Annotated in this window: 17 protein-coding genes; 5 read left to right on the top strand and 12 right to left on the bottom strand. The window is 60.8% G+C overall.

Annotation, left to right across the window (positions count from 1 at the left end):
* The 3 genes from ACZYX4_RS12790 to ACZYX4_RS12780 form a co-directional block, all read right to left on the bottom strand.
* The coding region (locus ACZYX4_RS12790; RefSeq protein WP_463876409.1) for a hypothetical protein at nt 1-239 on the bottom strand (239 nt) is incomplete at its 3' end.
* Between the two features lie 234 nt (nt 240-473).
* Nucleotides 474-836, bottom strand: coding sequence for a DUF2304 family protein (locus ACZYX4_RS12785; RefSeq protein ID WP_463876407.1), 363 nt, complete (start codon nt 834-836; stop codon nt 474-476).
* Nucleotides 837-851: 15 nt separating this feature from the next.
* Nucleotides 852-1,535: a glycosyltransferase family 2 protein gene (locus ACZYX4_RS12780; protein WP_463876405.1), complete on the bottom strand. Its 684-nt coding sequence runs from the start codon at nt 1,533-1,535 to the stop codon at nt 852-854.
* A gap of 481 nt (nt 1,536-2,016) precedes the next feature.
* On the opposite strand from ACZYX4_RS12780, the gene ACZYX4_RS12775 reads away from it, so the two are divergent.
* On the top strand, nt 2,017-3,996 hold the full coding sequence (locus tag ACZYX4_RS12775; protein ID WP_463876403.1) for a DUF6541 family protein: 1,980 nt from the start codon (nt 2,017-2,019) through the stop codon (nt 3,994-3,996).
* A gap of 1,011 nt (nt 3,997-5,007) precedes the next feature.
* Here the strand turns inward: ACZYX4_RS12775 and ACZYX4_RS12770 are convergent.
* From ACZYX4_RS12770 to ACZYX4_RS12760, 3 genes are all read right to left on the bottom strand, one after another.
* On the bottom strand, nt 5,008-6,195 hold the full coding sequence (locus ACZYX4_RS12770; protein ID WP_463876401.1) for a hypothetical protein: 1,188 nt from the start codon (nt 6,193-6,195) through the stop codon (nt 5,008-5,010).
* A gap of 109 nt (nt 6,196-6,304) precedes the next feature.
* Entirely contained in the window at nt 6,305-7,120 is an 816-nt protein-coding gene (locus ACZYX4_RS12765; RefSeq protein ID WP_463876423.1) for a glycosyltransferase, read from the bottom strand.
* Nucleotides 7,121-7,387: 267 nt separating this feature from the next.
* On the bottom strand, nt 7,388-9,454 hold the full coding sequence (locus ACZYX4_RS12760; RefSeq protein WP_463876399.1) for an acyltransferase family protein: 2,067 nt from the start codon (nt 9,452-9,454) through the stop codon (nt 7,388-7,390).
* Nucleotides 9,455-9,784: 330 nt separating this feature from the next.
* On the opposite strand from ACZYX4_RS12760, the gene ACZYX4_RS12755 reads away from it, so the two are divergent.
* Both ACZYX4_RS12755 and ACZYX4_RS12750 read left to right on the top strand, forming a co-directional pair.
* Nucleotides 9,785-10,915, top strand: coding sequence for a polysaccharide pyruvyl transferase family protein (locus tag ACZYX4_RS12755; protein WP_463876397.1), 1,131 nt, complete (start codon nt 9,785-9,787; stop codon nt 10,913-10,915).
* A 625-nt stretch (nt 10,916-11,540) separates the two neighbouring features.
* Nucleotides 11,541-12,305, top strand: a complete 765-nt coding sequence (locus ACZYX4_RS12750; RefSeq protein ID WP_463876395.1) for a transposase — start codon at nt 11,541-11,543, stop codon at nt 12,303-12,305.
* 249 nt (nt 12,306-12,554) lie between these two features.
* Here the strand turns inward: ACZYX4_RS12750 and ACZYX4_RS12745 are convergent, their stop codons facing one another.
* Nucleotides 12,555-12,881 (bottom strand): hypothetical protein, encoded by a 327-nt coding sequence (locus ACZYX4_RS12745; protein ID WP_463876393.1) that lies wholly within the window; start codon nt 12,879-12,881, stop codon nt 12,555-12,557.
* A gap of 295 nt (nt 12,882-13,176) precedes the next feature.
* Here ACZYX4_RS12745 and ACZYX4_RS12740 point away from each other — a divergent pair, with 295 nt between their 5' ends.
* Both ACZYX4_RS12740 and ACZYX4_RS12735 read left to right on the top strand, forming a co-directional pair.
* Complete coding sequence (locus ACZYX4_RS12740) at nt 13,177-13,707, top strand: transposase family protein (protein ID WP_463876391.1); 531 nt, start codon at nt 13,177-13,179, stop codon at nt 13,705-13,707.
* Complete coding sequence (locus ACZYX4_RS12735) at nt 13,704-14,426, top strand: ISL3 family transposase (protein ID WP_463876389.1); 723 nt, start codon at nt 13,704-13,706, stop codon at nt 14,424-14,426. The genes ACZYX4_RS12740 and ACZYX4_RS12735 overlap by 4 nt, the downstream gene beginning before the upstream one ends.
* A gap of 385 nt (nt 14,427-14,811) precedes the next feature.
* Here the strand turns inward: ACZYX4_RS12735 and ACZYX4_RS12730 are convergent, their stop codons facing one another.
* Genes ACZYX4_RS12730 through glf form a run of 5 tightly spaced genes read right to left on the bottom strand, consistent with a single transcriptional unit; the run spans nt 14,812 to nt 20,162 of the window.
* Nucleotides 14,812-15,714, bottom strand: coding sequence for a glycosyltransferase (locus ACZYX4_RS12730; RefSeq protein ID WP_463876387.1), 903 nt, complete (start codon nt 15,712-15,714; stop codon nt 14,812-14,814).
* Complete coding sequence (locus ACZYX4_RS12725; RefSeq protein ID WP_463876385.1) at nt 15,711-17,381, bottom strand: glycosyltransferase; 1,671 nt, start codon at nt 17,379-17,381, stop codon at nt 15,711-15,713. Before ACZYX4_RS12725 ends, ACZYX4_RS12730 begins: the two co-directional genes overlap by 4 nt.
* Nucleotides 17,381-18,112 carry an ABC transporter ATP-binding protein gene (locus tag ACZYX4_RS12720; protein ID WP_463876383.1) on the bottom strand — a complete coding sequence of 244 codons (732 nt, stop codon included), beginning with the start codon at nt 18,110-18,112 and terminating at the stop codon, nt 17,381-17,383. Before ACZYX4_RS12720 ends, ACZYX4_RS12725 begins: the two co-directional genes overlap by 1 nt.
* Nucleotides 18,112-18,978 carry an ABC transporter permease gene (locus ACZYX4_RS12715; RefSeq protein WP_463876381.1) on the bottom strand — a complete coding sequence of 289 codons (867 nt, stop codon included), beginning with the start codon at nt 18,976-18,978 and terminating at the stop codon, nt 18,112-18,114. The genes ACZYX4_RS12720 and ACZYX4_RS12715 overlap by 1 nt, the downstream gene beginning before the upstream one ends.
* A complete protein-coding gene (glf, locus tag ACZYX4_RS12710) occupies nt 18,975-20,162 on the bottom strand; it encodes a UDP-galactopyranose mutase (RefSeq protein WP_463876379.1) in 1,188 nt (395 codons plus the stop codon). The genes ACZYX4_RS12715 and glf overlap by 4 nt, the downstream gene beginning before the upstream one ends.
* Between the last annotated feature and the right edge of the window lie 93 nt (nt 20,163-20,255).

Here is a 20,255-nt window from a genome sequence, read left to right as displayed (position 1 = left end):
GGCGAACCAACAGGCCACACCACACTGCCCGAAAACAGAAAACAACCGCCCACCAGCCGCGGCCACACATCAACGGCCATCAACGAGCACCATGAAAAATCGAGGCTAATATCCCCAAGGACGCCAAGGGCGGCACTCTGGTGCGAGCCCTTGGGATCGGACTTGGCGCGCTGCCGCATCGCTGCGCCCGGACGGCGGTAGCCGCGGCTGCGCCGTGGCCGCGAGATTCGTGCCGCCACGTTTCCGTGTCCACCCCCGAGCCCGGGAGCCACTCTCAGGGAGCCGGAGAATGGGAGGACGCCGGCCTCGAACATGCGTCGTTACCCGCCCGGCCTCGCGCATTATGCACGCACAGTCAGCCCTGACAACACAGCTTCCTGGTCATGGCCGTTGCTATTGCCGCGCGAATCGTGAGATGGCATCGCGAGATTGCGCGACCGCCTCTCCGCGGAGGGACGGGCTGGGACCGAAAGCTAACCGCGCTTCATCATGTGCTGGGAATCCGGGCGCGGAACCTCGTCAATCGCGATGCGGCGGGCGAGTTTCGTCATGGAAATCTCCATTTGGCGGAAGCGCTGGTACGTGGTGGACATGAACACGAGCACGGAAACAATAGTGCCGTAGAGCACCAAATCTGTTCCGCGGCCGACGCCAAAGAAGCCCGCGACGCTTGTAAGCAGACCGGGGAAGAATATCGAGAGAACGGCAACGACTGCGAACAGGATCAGCATCATCCGGCGGATGGCAAGGTGACGGGCGTTCGATCCCCCACGCATCAGCGCCACGGAAACGATGATGACGGCAAGAACTAGCGCAATCTGCACGAAGATCAACATGTCAGGAGGCCTTTACTACTTGAAGAAAAGTTCGATGACGATATTGACGGCGTTCAGCAGCGACTGCCCCTTCGCCTTGGAGTAATCCGTATAGATGATCTCCACGGGATGCTCCACATAGCGGGGCTGCATCTTCGCCAGCTGGTTCACCAGCTCGGACGCATGGGCCATCCGGTTCTGAGTCAGATGAATCCGGCCGGCCACCGAGGGGCTGATGGCTCGAAGCCCGTTGTGGGCGTCAGTCAAGTCCATGCCGGTGGCAAGCCGCGACTGGATGGCGGCGGTCTTGAGCACCATGCGCTTGGCGGGGGAAAGCTTGGTCCGGTTGTCCAGAAAGCGCGAACCAAGGACTATGTCGGCCTCGCCGCTGCGGATCCGCTCCACCATCGCTTTAGCATCTTCGATCCGGTGCTGGCCGTCAGCGTCAAACGTCACAATGCAATCAAGTTCGGGATCCTGCAGGGCGTATTCGAACCCGGTCTGCAAAGCAGCGCCCTGACCGAGGTTGATCGGGTGCTGGACAACAACGGCGCCGGCCGCCCGGGCGATGTCCTGGGATCCGTCGGAGCTGCCGTCGTCAATGCAGACAACGTTGGGAAACTCCTTCCGAAGATCCGCTACGACCCCGCCTACGACGGTGGCCTCGTTGTACATCGGAATAACGAACCATGTGCGACTCACAAGGATCCAGTATTCCATACGCCCGGCCGACGTCGGCGCAACAGTCCACGCTGCTCCGCTATAGTTGTGACGATCGCGATCGCACAGGTCCGCCGTCGCTAGCCGAGGACGACGACGTTGTGATTTCAGCTGGGAAAGCTTTCAGTGACAAGACGCCCGCGGTACGTAAAGTTCAGGCCTCTGGCCACCGCATCAGCGTCGACTCCTGCGAGGTCCCGCCGGTGAATCGGGAGGTCGTAGGATTGGGTTTCCTGGCTTTTCGGCTTCGTCAATTCGCGACAAGGCTCCGCGGCGCCTGGACTTCCTGGATGTAGGACTGTGGCGCTTCCACGGACGTCCGCCCGAATTGGCAACGTGAGCTCGTGAGAAGACTGGTGTTCTCTCGGAACAATGAATACCAGTAAACATTTCCAATCTGAAAAGCCCCGGTGAAGTTCCTCTCGGAACAAACCTGCGTGTCTACGCCAGTTGCAACATATAAGAACAGGATTCGCAGTTAATGAGTTGGTGGAATACTCTGTCTGAATTTGCAATAGCCTTGGCGCTAATCTTCGGGCCTGGAGGTGTGCTGGCGTATTTTATGGGTGCCCGAGGTCTTGCCGTTCCCTGTCTTTCACCGCTTGTGAGCGTCGCCATCGTTGGCGTTGCTGGGATAGCGTCGGGAGCAGTCGGAATCCCGTGGACCATCCTTCCCGTGCTCTTCACGACGTTCGCAGCGGCGTTAGCTGCGTGGACGCTTCGTCGATTCGCCTTCAAGTCTTCCGGGCCAAGGCAGGAGCCGACCCCCTACCTTGTCTGGGCCGGGTGGGCCTTGGGTCTGGCAATTGGTGCTGTTCTCATTGGCCGGCGGCTGCTTCAGGTCATCGGAACGCCGGAGAACTTCGCACAGCGATTCGACAATGTGTTTCATCTCAACGCCATCCGGTACGTACTCGAGTCCGGAAATGCGTCGTCGCTAACGCTCGGCAGCATGACCGGGGCGCAGGGCGCCGGCGCGATTTATCCCTCCGCTTGGCACTCCATAGCTGCGCTGATTGCGCAGATCTCCGGCGCTGACGTGGTTGTCGCAGAAAATGTCTTCAACGTTGTCATCGGCGCGGTCATCTGGCCCGCCGGACTGATCTATCTGGTGTACCAGATCGTCGGTCCGCGTCCGCTTGCACTCGCCATAGCCGGAAGCCTAAGTGCCGGGTTCGCGGCCTTCCCGATCTCGATCATGGACTTCGGCCCCTTGTACCCAAACATCCTTTCCTACGCGCTGCTGCCCGCAGCGCTCGCCATCGTAATAGGGCTTTGCCGGCTGTCCTACGAACCAGCGCCGGATCTTCCCAGCTTGTGGATGTTCCTGGCAGTTGCCATTCCTGGGTTGGCTTTGTCGCAGACCAACGGGCTCCTCTCCTTGGTTGCTTTTTCGTTGCCGCTGGGAATATGGGTTGCAGCGAGAGAACTGCTCAGAATCCGATCGAGCCCAGACCGCAGATCTCGGTCCGCGGCGCTAACCGCATTGACCATATTTGGGCTGTTGATGTTTGGCATCATCTGGAAGTTCCTGCGGCCAGTAGAGGACTATGACGGTTGGGCACCGTTCACAACGCAGGCCGGTGCTATCGGTGAAGCAGTCACAAACGCACCGATCGGGCGGGCGGTCACCTGGGCCGCTTCAATATTGGCGCTTATTGGCATTCAAAGAGTTGTGCGCAACAGCAGCCAGTTCTGGGTCTTCCTCTGCTGGCTCGTCCCCGTCATCCTTTACGTTACGACAGCTTCCACGCCCAAGGGACCGTTGCGAATGCTCCTAACTGGCGGTTGGTATCAGGACAGCTACCGACTCGCAGCACTTTTGCCCATCTTTGGGAGCGTCTTGGCGACCATTGGAAGCCTTTACCTGTGGGACATCATGAAGGCGCCATCCGCCGCGGCGTTCAAGCGCCTCGGACGTCTTCGGGGTATCCACGGCCACCCCAAGTTGACTCTTGCTGTGCCGGCAGGTGTGGTATTGCTGGCTGTGGTCGCCGCCAGCCAGTTCGGAACCATGGGCCCAATCACCCAGGAGGCTGCGAAGGCCTACGTAATGGACTCCAAGGCGCCGATAGTGGATTCGGACGAGCTTGCCGTCATACGACGACTGCCTTCGACAGTGCCGGCCGACGCGGTTATAGCCGTCAACCCGTGGAACGGCGGCTCTCTCGCGTACGCCCTTGCGGGCCGAAAAGTTACCAGCTATCACATGTTCTCGGCGGAGGATGCCGACCAGCGTCTGATTGAAAATGGTCTCGGCAACGCCCTGTCCGGTTCAGCGGCCTGCAAGGCAGCGGAACGACAAAACGTGCGTTACATTTTGGATTTTGGTACAACATTTCTGACCAATGCTGCTGCAGCTGAAAACTTCCCCGGCGTTGTCGATGTAAAGCCATCGGCGTCTGTAGAAATTGTAGACAGCGAGGGCCACGCCCGCCTTCTCCGCGTGTCTTGCAACTAACACAAGGTAGTCAATCTGTCGCCGCTGGAGTCTGATTGTCGAGCCCCCGTAGGCAGGTCCTGAGGCTGATTGATTTGTAGCTTTCTGCGGCGCATGGCCACTTCCCTTGTGTTAGCGGCCATGTCAGTCGTCGCTGAGTCCACCGGCCTTCATCACGACGGTGGCCCGGAAGTAGTCCAGGAAGCCGGGCAGCGTCTCCCGCTCTCCGGCTGCCTCCGGTGGTTCCGGCTGTCATTTTCCATCCGTCCAACCTAGCCACGGGCACCGTGCCGCAGCGCAGGCGCGACGAAGCTGACGAAACGGGACCTACAGAAAGGCGCGACAACGGGGCCAATTTGCCTGACCACCAGCAGGCAGTAGCTGTGGCCATACAGCACAAAACTAATGAAATCCTATTGGCCGCCAGTGGGCATTCTCAATTGGTCGCCAACACCCTTGGGTTCCCACGCTCCCCAACGGGATCCAAGCCCCTTCCATTCAAGGCTCGTCGGCCTGTTCCGGGATGGATGCTCAGTCACCCATCCCGGCAGGGCCAGGGTGTGCCATTTCTCACTGCGACAGGGATTTGATGCCCCACGCAACGGGAGGATCAGGTTGGACGGACACGGGACTATCGAACACGCGGCGGCTGTTTCAGCGTCCTCGGTTGAATATTCGCTCTTGAGGGGTCCAGGTGTGGTGCGGGTTAGCGCCGGGGTCCGAGCTCACGATTTGGGCTGGTCAGCGCCGGTGTTGGTGCGGTTGAGCGCCACCTCTCCGGTAATCTTGGACATCAGAAAGGTGCTTCTTTCAGCCGGGTGGATCAGTGCGTCAACAACACTATTTTCCCAGCTCAGGCGAGTTCTAGTGATCGTTGCAACACCCCCGACCGCCCCCACCCCCATGAAAACCCCGGGCTAGCAACCGTCACGGAGGGCGTCAGCGGCGCCAGGCCACGCGACCGCTGGCGCTCCCTCGCACGAACCCCGACGCCGAACCGCACGAACAGGTGGCGCTGAAAGCTTCAAATACTCAGCCTCGGCTTCGAAAAATCGAGCCATTGAGCGTCGTCAGGAAAACAAGAATGCCGGTCAGGGGTCCCAGCGATAGGCTGAGTATGCACTTGACATCGAGTTCGCCGGGAATAAGCAACATGATGACTGCCACGATGGTGGAGGCCAGCCAACCCAAAGAGTAAGCCCGGTGTTGACCCAAAGCGAGCACAGCAGTGCCCAGCAACGTCAATGCCGACATAAGAGCGGCCGAGAGTGTCAGTGCTGCGAGCACCCAGCCTTCAACGCGGTATCCTGGGCCGAAAATTGTCATGAGAGCTGGCCCGACTAACCAGGCAGCAGCCGCTCCAACGAGACCTAGCAGCGCGATCAAGAGCGCGGGCGTCCGCAGAGCCGCTCCCCCCCCACTTCCAGATTTCACCATGTGCGCTATGGCAACGCCCTGAAATGCCTGCATGGGAAGCATGATCGGTGCCCTGGTGAGTGATATCGCCAGGAGCAGCGGCGCCGCCGACGCGTACTGCTCATTCGACGCAGTGAGCCTGACAAGCAGAGGGTAGGAAACAACCAGCGCTGCCGACGAACCCGCAGACACTATTGCATGCCCTGTCTGCCTCAAGAACACACTCATGACGACGTCGGCCCGCCCCTTGGCAGCTACCCGCGCGGGCTTTGAGAGCAGCAGCCACGCGAGCCACACCAAGACGGCTGCCAGGGTTGCAAGTTCCAGTCCGAGAAGAGATGCACCAAGCACCGCACCCAGCGTAATGGCCGCGAGCCGTACAAGCGCCTCGCCTGATATCAACCCGGCATAGCTGCGCCACTGCCGCTGCCCCTGAAGTGAGCCTGCCACGGCGGCATGTCCGGAATAAACAATTGCCGCACCAGCCAAGCCCAGAGTTAAAATAAAGGAATTAGCAGGAAAAACGTTTTGCCCGTACAACAATCCCAAAACGAGTAGCACGCCGGCCATAACGGCCCCAATCATGATCCCGCCGTGCAACACTCGCGCCCCAGGGCGCGTCGACGCCTTGTTGGGGTTCAACTCCGCGGCGCGCACAGCGCGGGTTGATTCCGCTTGCACTCCACCCAAAATTCCATATACGCCAAAGAGCGCTCCCCAGAAAACCAGGAATTGTGAATTCTCTTCAATTGTTAGGGCACGGGCGGCAACAAACAGAATGACCAAGCCGGACACGCCAGCCACTAGAGAAGCGGCGCCTATACCGGAGGCTCCCCGCGAATTTATGGTGCCGTCGTTCCGCTCACTTGCGGAAACGGCCGGACGTCGTCTGAGGTGCATGTGATCTTTCCTGCTAACGCGATAGCGCTGATCGAAGTGGCCGAAGCACGGGTTCCGGGAGTATGTACATCAGCACGAGAGCAAACACCCACATAACGTTCTTGATGCGTTGCTTTGAGCGTGGAACGCCTAAGTGCCGAGCCAGAGCATCCCGTTCTTTGATGACCGCTCGCACGTAAGCACTCCAAGGGCGCACGCCCCGGCTCATCTGGTTCGGGTGGATGCGGTATTGAGTGACCAAAGTGTCAATAATGGCCACGGGTCCTATACAAGCCATGCGCAGCCATAGTGAATAGTCCTCCATCTGGCGCATCTCGGAGTACCCGCCTGCACTGTCGTACGCCGACTTTCGAAACATTATGGCGGACTGAACCAGCACGTTTTGAACGAGGAGCTCCAGGCGGACGTCGTCCCCTGACTTGTGACCGACACGACCGATGACGTCGCCGTGCTCATCGATCCATTCTACCGAGCCGGTTACGGCGACCGTCTCAGGATGGCTCGATAAGTAGTCAGCTTGGGCCTTCAGCCGGCCCGGGAGGGCAATATCGTCCGAATCAAGCCGTGCCACGAATTCACTGCTTACAGCGCTCATGGCCCGACGAAGGGCGGAACCGACGCCCTGCGACTGAGCATTGTGAATCAACGTGACACGTGGGTCGCGGGCCCACTCCGGCATCGGCTCCAGCCGCACCCCGTCGAGGAGCAGAATAAGCTCGACATCCACATCAGTTTGAGCCAGTACGGACTCAGCCGCCTGGGGCAACCAGCCGTGGATCCGGTTCGTGGGGATTACTACAGCTACTGAATAACTTCGCGGCTCGGTCATCAAGCTTCTTTCCATTTGGGAGTCGACTCACAGCTACTGGTGAGCCCCATGATCTTCGCTTAGCGAGCGCCCGCGCCGGTGCGCATCGTCTGGACAGCATCGTTCTAAGTCAGGTGCCACCTTGCCAATGATCGGCCCTGGAACCCTTCAGACGCATCCAGGTGCCAGTCAGGATCCGCGGCGAGGCCCGCCGCGGCACAGCGGACCTCCCCGGAAATCAAGCCTTCCCCGGCCCGCAGGGTAAGCGCAGGATGATGTGCGTGCCAGCTAGAGCCTTGCCTCGATCATCGGACCCAGCAGTCTACTGAACTCCACGTTCAGATGATTCGCGTCATAGTAGACCACAACCCCGCCGACGGAGCTATAGCAACTCGCCGCGTCACAGAAGTAGTCGGTGAGATCCACGAGGGTGAGCGAGTCGTTGTTATTGATCTTGGCAGCATGCACCAGGGGATCTTCCGGAGCCGCAACCCGGCGCTCCACCGCACACTCGAGCGGGTTCTCCGCGTTCAGCTGCACACAGTTCGGAGACCGCACGTCGACGTTGTAGGGCGGGTCCGCCAGGACCACGACCTTGCTGCCGACGGCCGTCCAGGCCTGCCAGTACTTGCCGAAGCCATCCGCGTACTGCTCGTTTTGGGACCGTCCCGAACCGTCATCGACCAGCTCTTTGCGTGCGAACGCTGATGTAAAGACGTACTTCGGACTGTCGGCGGCGACTGCTTCCGACACTGATCGCCCCCACGACATGCACTGGTTGTTGCTCTTTTCATCCCCTTGTGCGTCATAACCTACATATGAAACAGCCGCGGGCGGACACCCCCCGAGAAAACTGATCTTGACCAGCCAATTGTTGCGCTTGGCAAGGTCCAGAATGGGTGCTTGCCATTGTTGGGCGTGAGAATCCCCAACCAGCCAGACCGTCGTCGGTTTCTCTGCGCCGCCGGAGAAATCACAGAACTTGGTTGTCTTCTTGTCTCCGGCCAAGAGTATGTCTAAGTCTTCGCCACACTCGGGAGGGGTGGAGTAGTAGTTATTTGCATCGCTCATGGTTGGTACGAGCGCCGCGCCAAACCTTTCCTCGCATAGGTTTGGCTTCTCCATGGCCCTCGGACCGTAGCACGGCGACGCCTTCTGCTTCAGGATGATTTGCTCGGCCTCGGCGACCCGGGCCTGCTGTCCCAGCCAAAGCCCTCCGCCAGCGCCGGCGATGACCACCATTCCGGCCACCATTCCGATCATGGTTTTAGCGGCGGGCCTGGACTTTGGGCGGAGCTGGATCCCTTTGTCCTCCACCCATACTTTGGTGGCCCACGCCAGCACTACTGATGCCGCAAGCAATGCGACTTTGGTAGGCGTTCGCAGTTCGGCATTGAACATAAACGGTCCTAGGACGATCAACGGCCAGTGCCAAAGGTAAAGGGAGTACGAGATGTTCCCGACAAACTGAACGGTCGCCAGCGACGTGAGCTTGTTGGCCCATTGCCTTTCCCCCGACATCCCCGCGGCGACAACCAAGGCCGTGCCAACAACTGGAATCAGAGCAGCTGTGCCGGGGAAGGGAGTCCGATCGTTGAAGAGGACTGCGCTTCCGACAATACCGGCAAACCCCGCTATCGCCGCACCGTTGGCCACGAACCTCGGGATTCGTATGTGCGGAGCAGCAAGTGCCAGCGCAGCGCCGACGCCGAATTCCCACAGCCGCACCGGGGTGTAGAAATAGGCCTCGTGGCGTCCTTGTTCCGCGAGGTATGCGGAGCAAATCAATGACGCTCCAGACAGCACTAGAATCCCGCCAGCCAGAGCCGCACGAGGGCGGATTCCGAGCTGCCGTGCCAAGACTGCGAGGGCAACCAACAGAAGAGGCCAGACGAGGTAGAACTGCTCTTCCACGGACAGCGACCAGAAGTGTTGCGCCACTGTCGCAGTGTCAGTTGAAGCGGAGTAGTCGACGGACTTCGCCGCGAGCACCCAGTTCTCCACGTAGAAAGCACTGGCAACAATCTGCTGGGCAGTATCGCCCCAACGGGAGAAGGGCAAAACAAAAAACGATGCCACCAGGGACACAATGAGAACCAAAAAGGCTGCAGGAAGGAGTCTCCTGATCCGCCTGGAATAGAAGGCAACAAAGTCGAGCCTGCCCGCAGCGAGGATCTCCTTCAAAAGATGTGTTGTGATGAGAAACCCGGAAATAACGAAGAAGACGTCAACCCCGACGTAGCCGCCAGTCAGACTGTTGGGCCAGAGGTGTCCGACAACGACGAGTGACACAGCCAGTGCACGAAGAGCCTGGATGTCGTGCCGGAATCCGCTTGCCCTCGTCCGGCTGGGCATGGACCGAATCGCGTCCGGCAGGGGCTCCGTTGCGACGCCCCGCTGAACTACTCGACTAGTTGACACAGCTACTATGCTCCTCGGGTTCGGCTCCGGCAGCACACACCGGCCCCCCGCAAGCTTACGGCATCATTACTTACCAACCCAAGCCGACGAATAGGTGCATTTCACTATTTCAGCCACATCCGCCCGGGTGCCAAAGAGCCGACTGGACCTAACGGGACCGCCAGAGGGAAAATTCGGGGCGGGCAACGACGAGACGCTGGCATCGGCTCCGGGGTAACCCAGCGCAAATAGGGTCAAGAACAACCTAAGTGTTAACCTTGGCCGATGACCGAGAACATCTATCTGGTGGCTTCGGGCGGAAATCCGAATTATGGCGACGAGCTCATCGTCGCCTCGTGGCTGAGATTTCTGGCCCGGGTGCGCCCCGACGCGACCGTTTGGCTGGATTGTCCCCAGCCCGGCACGGCAAGCGCACTTTTTGGCGGAATTCATCCCCATCTCCTCGTCACGAACACCCTCTGGCGGTCCTGCGCCGAGGCTCCGAACCAAACGGCCCGGGGTGTCTGGGAGCACGTCGACCACGTCGTTACGCACGGCGGGACACCAATGTACGACGTGGCCCTAATCACGCTGGCGCGGGCAGAGTCAATACACATCCTGGGCGGCGGCTATATCAATGGCGTCTGGCCGGATCATGTAGGTTTGGTTTCCGGAATGATCGCGGCCGGGAAACTCAACGGATCCCGGCTACTAGGCTCCGGGCTCGGCCTGATGCCCGTTCCCGAAAATGGCGACCAACTTAAGGAAGCTCTCTCGTCTTTCACCAGCATCAGTGTGCGGGACACCGCCAGCGCCGCGATGTTGGGTGTCGAGGTAGGACTTGATGACGCCTTTCTCGGCCTTCCGCACGAGTTGGGGCGCAGCCGCTCCCCTATCGTCGCGTCGCGGGCGAAAGACGTCATGCTGTGCATCCAGAGCGACATGATCGACGAAGAGATATTCACAACGCTGACGGACAAGCTTCGGGTCGTCGTTGAGGCGGCCCTTGATAGGGGAATGTCGGTCGGCTACGTCGAGGCCATCCCGGGATCCGACCGCCGGATGTTCGAGGCGTTGGACGGTCTGATCCCCGAAGAGAACTTCGTCCCGTTTGTCCATGTCTGGAACGACGGGCTGCCGGTGCGCCCCGGCCAGTCCTGGTACACCTCCAGGTTCCACCCGCACATGGTTGCTGCAGCCTCCGGGGCATCCGGCGTTGCCATCGGAATCCTGGATAATTACTACGACATAAAGCACCGCTCGCTGCTTGATCTGGGGACCGGCTGGACGTACGCCTCTGCATCGGCTGGCACTGCGCTTCCGGAACCAACCGGCGATGCGGGCTTTGCAGACAGAGCCCTTACTTTGGCCGCCCGGAAGCGTACCGAGGCGCTGGCACTGTATCCCCCGTCCTGATCCACCGTTACGGGCTTGTATCCCTCAAGTACCCCCTGTTGAGGTGGGTGGTCGTCATTTACGGTGGCCTTGGGAGGGGCCGGGGTGGTTCCGGTTTTCGGCTGGGCGTCATGGCCCGTGAAAGAGATCGAAGCCCCCGGCCTGTCTTCCAGGCAGACCCGATTGAGGGAATTGGTGGCCGGAGAAGAACGGTGCGCAGCACCGGTTTTCGTCTCCGGGAAGGCACCGGATGACTTACAAGCGCGGGACCTGTATCCGACGCTTCCTGGACAGTTGCGGGCATGTGAGGGAGATCGCCCCAGGCGTTCGAATGAGCGCATGAAGGTTCTCCCAAGGGTGGGACGCCCGGGCCTGGTGACTTGGCTGGTGGACCGGCAACGACGGGTTGTCCCATCGCACGTATTGGATGCGACAAGGGAGAACCATCATGCAAAAGCAGGATAAACCCGCCGGGCTTGTGCGGGCAGTGGCAGGTATCGACGCGGCCACCACGGCCCGGCACCATATCGGGGGGGGCGGGAGTTTTTCTGCGGCGGGCTGTGGTCCGCCGGGCCGGTGCCGTCAATGACGGCAACCGCTACTGGCGGCGGCTGCTGTCACTGGCACGGTGGGCCTTTCCCGATGTGTGGACCGCGTTCGCCGGATCCGAATTAACAGCCCTGGCTGTATTGGAAGGGACCTCGCAGACACCCCTGCCCGTGCCGCCGCGATCAAGGCCTCCGCCCGGGGATGGGCGGACTTCTGGGACGGACACCTGGACCTGGACGCGCTGGCCGTCGACGTCACCGAACACCTGACCGACCTGGCCGAGTCCCGGGCCAGGGTGGAACGCTTCAGTTCCCATGCACGCCAGTGGTGGGAACATCTCTACGGCGATGACCCGCTGGTGCCCTCCCTTCCGGGTGTCGGCCCGGCCACGGGTCCGTGCATCCGCGCCTACTTCGGTGACGGGTCCGGATTCGACAGCGCCAAGAAAGCAGCCAACTACGTCGGCATTACCCCCTCGAACTGGTCCTCCGGGATGACGAGCCAGCCCCGCAGGGCCATCAGTAAGGAAGGACCGGCACCACTGCGTCTGGCCTTCTACCAGGCCGGCAGCGTCGCCCGGACCATGGATCCGCAGCTGGCCGCGTTCTATCACCGGCTCATGACCGAACACGGACACTGCCACACCCAGGCCACCATCGCGGTCGCCAGGAAACTGGCCGAAAGAACCTGGAAGACCCTCACCACCGGGCAGATGTATGAGCTGCGTGACCTCGAGGGGAAGCCGGTGACCAAACGGGCGGCGAAAGAGCTCATCGCTTCCCGTTACACCGTCACGCCCCAGCAACGCACCCAGTCCCGGTCCCACACGATCGAAGCGAAACGGGCACGCCTGACACGGTAACCAGCACCACGACCGATACCGTTGGCGACCGGCCCGAAGGCCCGAAGGCGCTTTCCCGTCCACCACCAGCACGGCGGCGTCAGCGGGCCTCGGCCTTGGTCCCTGCCGGGATGGACAGCACCCACCGTCGCCGGCAGACACCAGGTGACGGTGCACTCAGCCTGCCTTCAGTCCAGAGCCAAAAAAGGCTTGGCAAGCGTTAGGGAATCTCTTCAAGGTTCCCGGGGAATGGTCTGCTGAGATGATTGCTCATGCTGCCATCCGGGCGGCACTTCTCACGAGGATACGCGATTTGCAGGTGTCGGGGTTTCGGTAGCCTCGCACGGTTCGTTTGATGTGTTTGATTGCCGTGTTATCGGCCTCTACCTTGACCTGCCAGGCGGCTTGGAGGCTCCCGGTCGGATCATCGGCGGCGAACACGCCGGCCAGCCGGTGGTGGCCCCGTTCTGAGAGGTTCTCATCTGCCGTCAGCACCATCCGGTTCGCCCACGCCGGGCCCTTGGCCTTGCCCCGCAGGCCCAGCACCTGCTGAACCAGCCACCACGAGACCCCGAACGCCACGGAAGTCTCGGACACGGTCCGCCCCCGAGGTGATGACCGCCTCCAGCACCGTCTCCCGTAGCCGCCGCGTCGACCGTGCCCGGCGCGGGACCTGCGGCGTGGCCTCACAGAACGATTTCCGCCCGCACAAGTATTCGTCTCAGAACCAGCGGCGTTTGTCGGCTCTTCAAGGTTCCCGGGGAATTAGGTTCGTGTTGTAGCTCCCAGAGTATTCGTGGTCCTGCTGGGATGAGTGTTACTACGCATTCAACCTGAACAGGAACCACGAGCCTTGTTAGAGCCTACTGTGGCGGCCGAAGATGCTGCCAGCTTGATCTTCAACCTGCCCGATTACCGTGTCACCGGCACCGTCCAGCTCCCGGATGGGGCACGCCATGTCACAGTGGAGTCCACGTTCCCGCCGGGATGCCCGAGCTGCGGGGTGATCGCGTCCCGGGTGAAGGAACGCCGGTGCCAGCAGCTGCGGGACATCCCGGTCGCCGGCGCGGTGGTGCTCCTCTGGGACAAGCGCCGCTGGTTCGTTGACGAATACTTGTGCGAGCGGAAATCGTTCTGTGAGGCCACCCCCCAGGTCCCGCGCCGGGCCCGGTCGACGCGCCGGCTCGGGGAGACGGTGTTGGACGCGGTCATGATCTCGGGGCGGGCCGTGGCCGAGACGGCCGTGGCGTTCGGGATCTCGTGGTGGCCGGTCCAGCAGGTCATCGGTGACGCCGCTCTCCGCCTGCCCGATGTGGACCTCCTCGCACCCAGAATGCTGGGCATCGATGAGCGCCGGTATCGGTCCGTGCGGTTCTTCCAGGACCTGGCACGAAGGCCTGGACCCGGTACGAGCCGTGGATGACCACGATCGTGGATCTGGACACCGGACAGGTGCTGGGCATCGTGGACGGACGGGACCACAAGGGCGTTGGGGACTGGCTCTTCGCTCGGCCTCTGGAGTGGCGGCTCGGGGTGCAGGTCGTTGCGATCGACCCGTCCGCGGCGTTCAGGAAAGCGTTGCGGATGTGGCTGCCGCGCAGCGCTGTGTCCGTGGATCTCTTCCACGTCACGATGCTGGCCAACGACATGCTCACCTCGGTCCGTCAGGGCCTGTCGCAACAGGTGCGGGGCCGTCGGGGCAGAGCCACGGACCCGGCGTGGGCGAACCGGATGCTGCTGCTGAAAGCCGAAGAGAACCTCTCCGAACGTGCGCAGTACCGCCTGGCCGGCGTCTTCGACACCGACGACCCGACCGGGAAACTCAAGGCCGCCTGGCAGGTCAAGGAACAGCTCCGCACCCTGCTGCGCACAAGCTCCCTGGACGACGCCGCGGCCGCGAAAACAACCCTGGCCGAACTGGTTGCGCAGGCCGCGCTGCCCGAAGCGAACCGGCTCTACCGCACCGTGTGCCGCTGGTGGGCCGAGATCGAAGTCCTCATCGTCACCGGGGCCACCACAGCCAAGGTAGAAGCCAACAACACCGCCATAAAAAACATCAAACGAACCGCGCGAGGCTACCGAAACCCGGACAATTACAAATCGCGTATCCTCTTGAGAAGTGCAGCCCGAATGGCAGCATGAGCAATCATCTCAGCAGACCATTCCCCGCGAACCGTGAAGAGCCCGTTTGTCCCAGAGAAGCACCACCGCGCCGGCGACCCGGATGTCCCGCGGCTGCTGGCACCGACGTTCCTTCACCCGGGACGCGATAATCAGGCAGGCTGAAGATCAAGCTGGCAGCATCTTCGGCCGTTACAGACTCTAACAAGGCTCGTGGTTCCTGTTCAGGTTGAATGCGTAGTAACACTCATCCCAGCAGGACCACGAGTCCTCTGCTAGCTACAACACGAACCTATTTCCCCGGGAACCTTGAAGATCCCTCATTTACGGCTGACGGAGCAGCGGCCGTGCCTGCCCCGGAGATCCGGCGGCAGACACGGCCGCTGCTCCGGTCGCTAAGCGGGGTTCACAGCACGCTGCGAACCTGTTTCGGTTCCGGGTTGAACTTGATGCCCTCGAGCACCTTTTTGGCAACGCCGAACTGCAGCCGGCGCCCCACGCCGCCGCGGCGCATCCAGACGTAAGTGCTCACGACGAACCTCAGCCAGTCGAGCTTGTTGTCATGATGCCACCGATAGGAGGACTCGTTGCGAGCGCCGTAGTGGAACTTCCAAGCGTTGCTTCCGTTCAGGTCACCAAAGTTGACCCCCCGGTTCTCAGGCATGTCGTGCGTGACCGTGCTGTCCAGAACCTGCACTCCGGGACCATCCGCGCTGATTCGCAGCGTGTACTCCATATCATCGAACCAGATGAAGTACTCCACCAACGGCAGGCCATACTTGGCGATCGACCGGCGCGGGATCAGGACGGATACGAAGGAGCAGTTGGTGATGAGCACCGTGTTCTGGCCCCTGGCGATGAGCCGCCCCCAGTCCCAGGCGGCACCCGGGTTATTCATTTCGCAAATAGAGCCGTCGGTGTAGCGCACCAGGGAGCAGCTGTAGGGAACCGGGTAGCCCAGCTCGCTCTCGGCCGAGGCGTGGCCGGCCAAGAGAGTTTGGAGTGCTGTTTCGTCCGTGTAGCAGTCGTCATCCATGATCCAGACCCAGTCCGCACCACGTTCGTAGGCCCGCTCCATTCCGGCTGCAAAGCCTCCGGCGCCACCAGTGTTGGTCTCCAGACGGACGACTTCAACCCGCGGGTCGTCCTGGTAGACGGACAACAGCTGCGGCGTTGAGTCGGTGCTGGCATTGTCGATCACGATTAGTCGGTCGACGCCGCGGGACTGTGCCAGGATCGAGTCCAGCACGCGTCCGAGCTTGTCTACCCTGTTGTAAGTGACGACGACGGCCGCAACTTTGTCGGTCATGCTTTCCATCCTTCGTAGAGGGCCTTGGTCCACGCGCGTGCGTCAGGAAGTTCCTTCAAGGCCGTGATCTTCTGCTGCTGCTCGTCGATGATCTCCCTGCGGAGCGTTTCCGAAGACATCACCGCCTGGGTCAGCTTCACCGCCTCGGTGATAAAGGCGAACGGCTGGCGGGGCAGCAGCGCTTTGCTGGAGACTAGCGATGCTTGGGAGCCGACGTCGGTCGACATCACCGCAACGTTCATTGCCGTCGCCTCGAAAGTCGTCAGGGTCAGCCCCTCGTTGTCCGAGGAGATGACCAGCAGATCCGAGTCAGCCAGGGTGTCGTCCACCGGCTGCGGCGGGCGGCGTAGTTCAACGCTGCCGTTCAGACCGTATCGGTTCACGAGACTAGCGGTCTCATCCGAGAGTGCGCCGTCTCCGTGGACGATGAACCTAACGTCGTCCCCAACGGATTTTTTGAGGGCGGCAGCGTATCGCAGGAAGAGGTACGGACGCTTCTGCTGGCTTAGGCGGCCGATGAACGAGACCGTAAACGGCCGGCCGGGTCCGGCGTCGCTGGTCGGCACCGCAGTTTCATCCGACAGCCCGTACAGGGGTGCCAGTGACACTCGGCTCTTCGGCACATCCCGCAGGAGCGTCAGGTAATCCCGGAGCTGGGGGGAAATGACATGGTGGACGTCGATCAAGTTGGAGAGCTTGACAGACACTTCGACGAAGCCGCCGGTGCGCCACTCAAGAATGTGCAGGGTGTCGGCGATGTGGACGGACGGGTCCATGGCTTTGAACCACGCGAGGCGGTGGTAAAGCCAACCGTTGTGGTGGACGTGAATGCCTCGGACGGAGAACTCAGACAACAGAGTCAGGAGCAGGTCCGCTTCCTCGCCCCGGGGCAGGGGGAAGCTCAGCGGCAACACCAGGGCGCCGTCGAGTTCCGGACGACCGATCCATGGATGGGACGAGTCCCTGTCGGTCAGCACGATCGGCAGGAAGCCTGCCTCCTTGGCCAGGGCGATAGACTCCAGGGCCCAACGCTCTGCGCCGCCCATTTCGAGCCAGTGCAGTCCGAAGATGATCGCAGGCTGTCTCCGCTCGTCCGAAGGCCAGACAGTGGCTGTCGTCAGCTGAGGTGCGGGCATCTGCTGCGCCCGGCGTTTAGGGACGACCCGTTTTTCGTAGACATCCGTCAGGCCCTGCCGGAGTGCATCGAACGCCACCGGAGCGCCGAACCTCGCACGCTTGAATATCTTGCCCTTGAGCCCGGCGCGATCATAATAGCTCGTTCCGCCCTCTGAGCGTTCCCCGCCCAGGTCAATGACGAGCGGAACAACTGCGGCTTTGCCGGGAGTGCTCGAAGCGACTGTGCTGCGGACGGTAACGGAACAGAGGACAGCCCGGTCGGACTTCCACTCCAACTGGTGGCACGCCTCGCCCGTCAGGTTTGGAGACTGGCCGTCGGGGGCTCGTAGGACGAGCGCCTTCAAATCGCGCCCAGGCCGGACCAAGGAGTGATAATTCAGGGCTCCGGTGAGCAGGCCAACTTCGCGTTCGGACAAGCGCCCCTCGCCGCCAGCCAGACCGGATCCTCCGTCGTCGACGATGTCGAATAGCCTTCGGGCCTTGTTCAGTGAATTTTCCGCTGTCATCGTATCCATCCGTAGTGGCTCCACTAGTTTTCCCGCAAAAGACGAACGGCTTCGATAATTGGACCGTCAGCGACCTTGGTTCCGTGGCGGAGCACCACTCCCCGATCGCAGACCTTGCTCACCATATCGAGGTCGTGGCTCACAACCACGAGTGTGCAGCCTGACTCCCGAAGTTCCTGAATGCGCGCAAGGCATTTTTTCTGAAACGGCTCATCACCGACAGAAAGAATTTCATCGATCAAAAAGACATCAGGCTTGGTGTGCACGGCGACTGAAAAAGCCAAACGCAGGAACATACCCGAAGAGTAGAACTTCACTTCGGTATCGATAAATTTACCGATCTCCGAAAATTCAACGATCTCGTCAAATCGGTCGGTAGTTTCCTGCTCCGTCATGCCCAGGATCACGCCATTGAGGTAGACGTTTTCCCGCCCCGTGAGATCCGGGTGGAATCCTGCACCGACTTCGATCAGCCCGGCGACCTTGCCTCGCGTGCGAATGCTCCCCGAGTCCGAACTCATGACGCCGGAAATCAGCTTGAGCAGAGTTGACTTCCCCGATCCGTTAAAGCCCAGCAATGCGACCGATTCACCCACATCCACCCTCAGATCGATGCCGTCCAAGGCCATGAAAGAGGATGAGAGGTCTCCACGGCGACCCTTGAACAGCCAGACTACGGTCTCTTTCAGGGAGCGGGTGTGGCGAAAATTGAATCGTTTTGAGACGTTTTCAACAACTATTGCCGCGTTACTCATTACAGCTCCTGCGCAAATCTGCCCTCAAGGCGACGAAACACTGTCTGCCCCAAGACCAGGATAGAGAGAGAGATCAACAAACCAACCGGGAGCCAAAGCGACAGCAAATGCTCTGGGAGCCTCGCCCCTTCCGGCGAAGCCTGAACGGCCGCCGTGGGGGCCCAGAAGGCGGCATGGAAAATCTCGACCGCGATCGTTATTGGGTTGAGTTGGTAGAAGAAGTAGAACGTGTCGCCGAGCGTGTCTCGCACCAGGTACCAAGGGTAAAGCACGGGGGACAGCCACGTTGCCATCATGAGCATGAGATCCACAATGTTCTCGGAATCGCGGAACATGACATTGGCGGCCGCGAAGAGCAGCCCCAGCCCCAGCGACAGCACGGTGACCATCACAAAGGCGCCCACAGCACCCACGAGTTGAACGGGAGTAGGAGCCCAGCCGAAGAAGAAGCACGCTGCCAGCAGGATCAAAAGCTGTGGCAGGAAGTGGACTACTGCAACCCACAAGGATGCCACAGGAAAAAGCTCCCGCGGCAAATAGATCTTTTTGACCAGCGCCCCATTGGCAACGACAGATCGTGTTGCCTGGCCGAATGCCTCCGAAAAGTAGTTAATGACAATAATTCCCGAAAACATGTAGACAACAAAATTCGGTTGCTTGTTCAGCCCAAGGAAAACCCCGAGTGCGAAATAGAAGACAACGAATTGCACCCCAGGCTTGACGTAGGACCACAGCAGGCCCAGGACTGAACTGCGGTACCGGACTTTGAGCTCTTTGCGGATGATCAGTCGCAGCAGGGCACGATGCCGGAATACATCGAACAGCCCGCCACCCTGGTCCGGCGCAGCCAGCAATTCTGCGCTCACGCGTCAACACCTCCACTTTCTATCTCGGCGCCGCCTTCGAAATGCGGGCGGATCTGGTTGTCGAACATCGTCAGGGCGGACCCGATGGCCATATGCATGTCGAGGTACTTGTAGGTGCCAAGGCGTCCGCCGAACAAAACGTCCTTCTCAGCCGCCGCCAGGTCGCGGTACTTGAGCAGGCGTTCCCGGTCCGCGGCGGTGTTGATCGGGTAGTAGGGTTCGTCGCCCTTTTCGGCGGCCCGGGAGAATTCGCGCATGACGACGGTTTTTCCCGTCTGGTAGTCGCGCTCCGGATGGAAGTGGCGTGGCTCGATAATGCGCGTATAGGCCACATCGGCGTCGTTGTAGTTGACCACCGACGTCCCCTGAAAGTCGCCGACGTCGAGCACTTCTTCTTCGAAGTCGATGGTGCGCCAGGAGAGGTCACCCTCGGCGAAATCGAAGTAACGGTCGACGGGGCCCGTGTAGATGACCGGGATGTTGCCAACGACTTTATTCTTGCTGTACTCGTGCGACTCGTCGAAGAAATCCGTATTGAGCCGGACCTCGATGTTCGGGTGTTCCGCCATCTTCTCGATCCACGCGGTGTAGCCGTTGGTCGGCAGACCCTCGTACTTGTCGTTGAAGTAGCGGTTGTCGTAGTTGTAGCGCACCGGGAGCCGCGAAATGATGCCCGCGGGCAGGTCCTTGGGATCGGTCTGCCACTGCTTGCCGGTGTAGTGCTTGATAAACGCCTCATACAGCGGCCGCCCGATGAGCTGGATACCCTTGTCATTCAGGTTCTGCGGGTCGGTCCCCGCAAGTTCCCCGGCCTGTTCCTTGATCAGTTCCTGCGCCTGGCCCGGGGTCAGGTTCGCCCGGAAGAACTGGTTGATCGTGGCCAGGTTGATCGGCAGGGAATAGACCTCGCCCTTGTGGACGCCGTACACCTTATGCACGTAGTTGGTGAACGTCGTGAAGCGGTTCACGTACTCCCAGACGCGCTCGTTTGAAGTGTGGAAGAGGTGCGCCCCGTAGCGGTGGACCTCAATTCCGGTCTGCTTGTCCTTCTCGCTGTAAGCGTTGCCCCCGATGTGGTGGCGGCGGTCGATGACGACGACCTTCAAGCCCAGCTCAGCAGCGGCCCGTTCTGCGATTGTCAGGCCAAAGAAGCCTGACCCTACGATGACGAGGTCAGCGGTCACAAAATCTCCTGGTTCGAATGGGGGCAGCACAACGTCGTGCATTGTCTGCTGCACCAGCCTACCCGAGACAGTGCGGGAACCAGCGAATCGCAG

The sequence above is a fragment of the Pseudarthrobacter leeuwenhoeki genome (assembly GCF_055412885.1).
This window is presented reverse-complemented; position numbering and strand designations above follow the sequence as displayed.

Coding starts and splice junctions, on each gene's coding strand:
- ACZYX4_RS12785 (WP_463876407.1), bottom strand. CDS start 836: ATGTTGATCTTCGTGCAGATTGCGCTAGTTCTTGCCGTCATCATCGTT.
- ACZYX4_RS12780 (WP_463876405.1), bottom strand. CDS start 1,535: ATGGAATACTGGATCCTTGTGAGTCGCACATGGTTCGTTATTCCGATG.
- ACZYX4_RS12775 (WP_463876403.1), top strand. CDS start 2,017: ATGAGTTGGTGGAATACTCTGTCTGAATTTGCAATAGCCTTGGCGCTA.
- ACZYX4_RS12765 (WP_463876423.1), bottom strand. CDS start 7,120: ATGACCGAGCCGCGAAGTTATTCAGTAGCTGTAGTAATCCCCACGAAC.
- ACZYX4_RS12760 (WP_463876399.1), bottom strand. CDS start 9,454: ATGCCCAGCCGGACGAGGGCAAGCGGATTCCGGCACGACATCCAGGCT.
- ACZYX4_RS12755 (WP_463876397.1), top strand. CDS start 9,785: ATGACCGAGAACATCTATCTGGTGGCTTCGGGCGGAAATCCGAATTAT.
- ACZYX4_RS12735 (WP_463876389.1), top strand. CDS start 13,704: ATGACCACGATCGTGGATCTGGACACCGGACAGGTGCTGGGCATCGTG.
- ACZYX4_RS12730 (WP_463876387.1), bottom strand. CDS start 15,714: ATGACCGACAAAGTTGCGGCCGTCGTCGTCACTTACAACAGGGTAGAC.
- ACZYX4_RS12720 (WP_463876383.1), bottom strand. CDS start 18,112: ATGAGTAACGCGGCAATAGTTGTTGAAAACGTCTCAAAACGATTCAAT.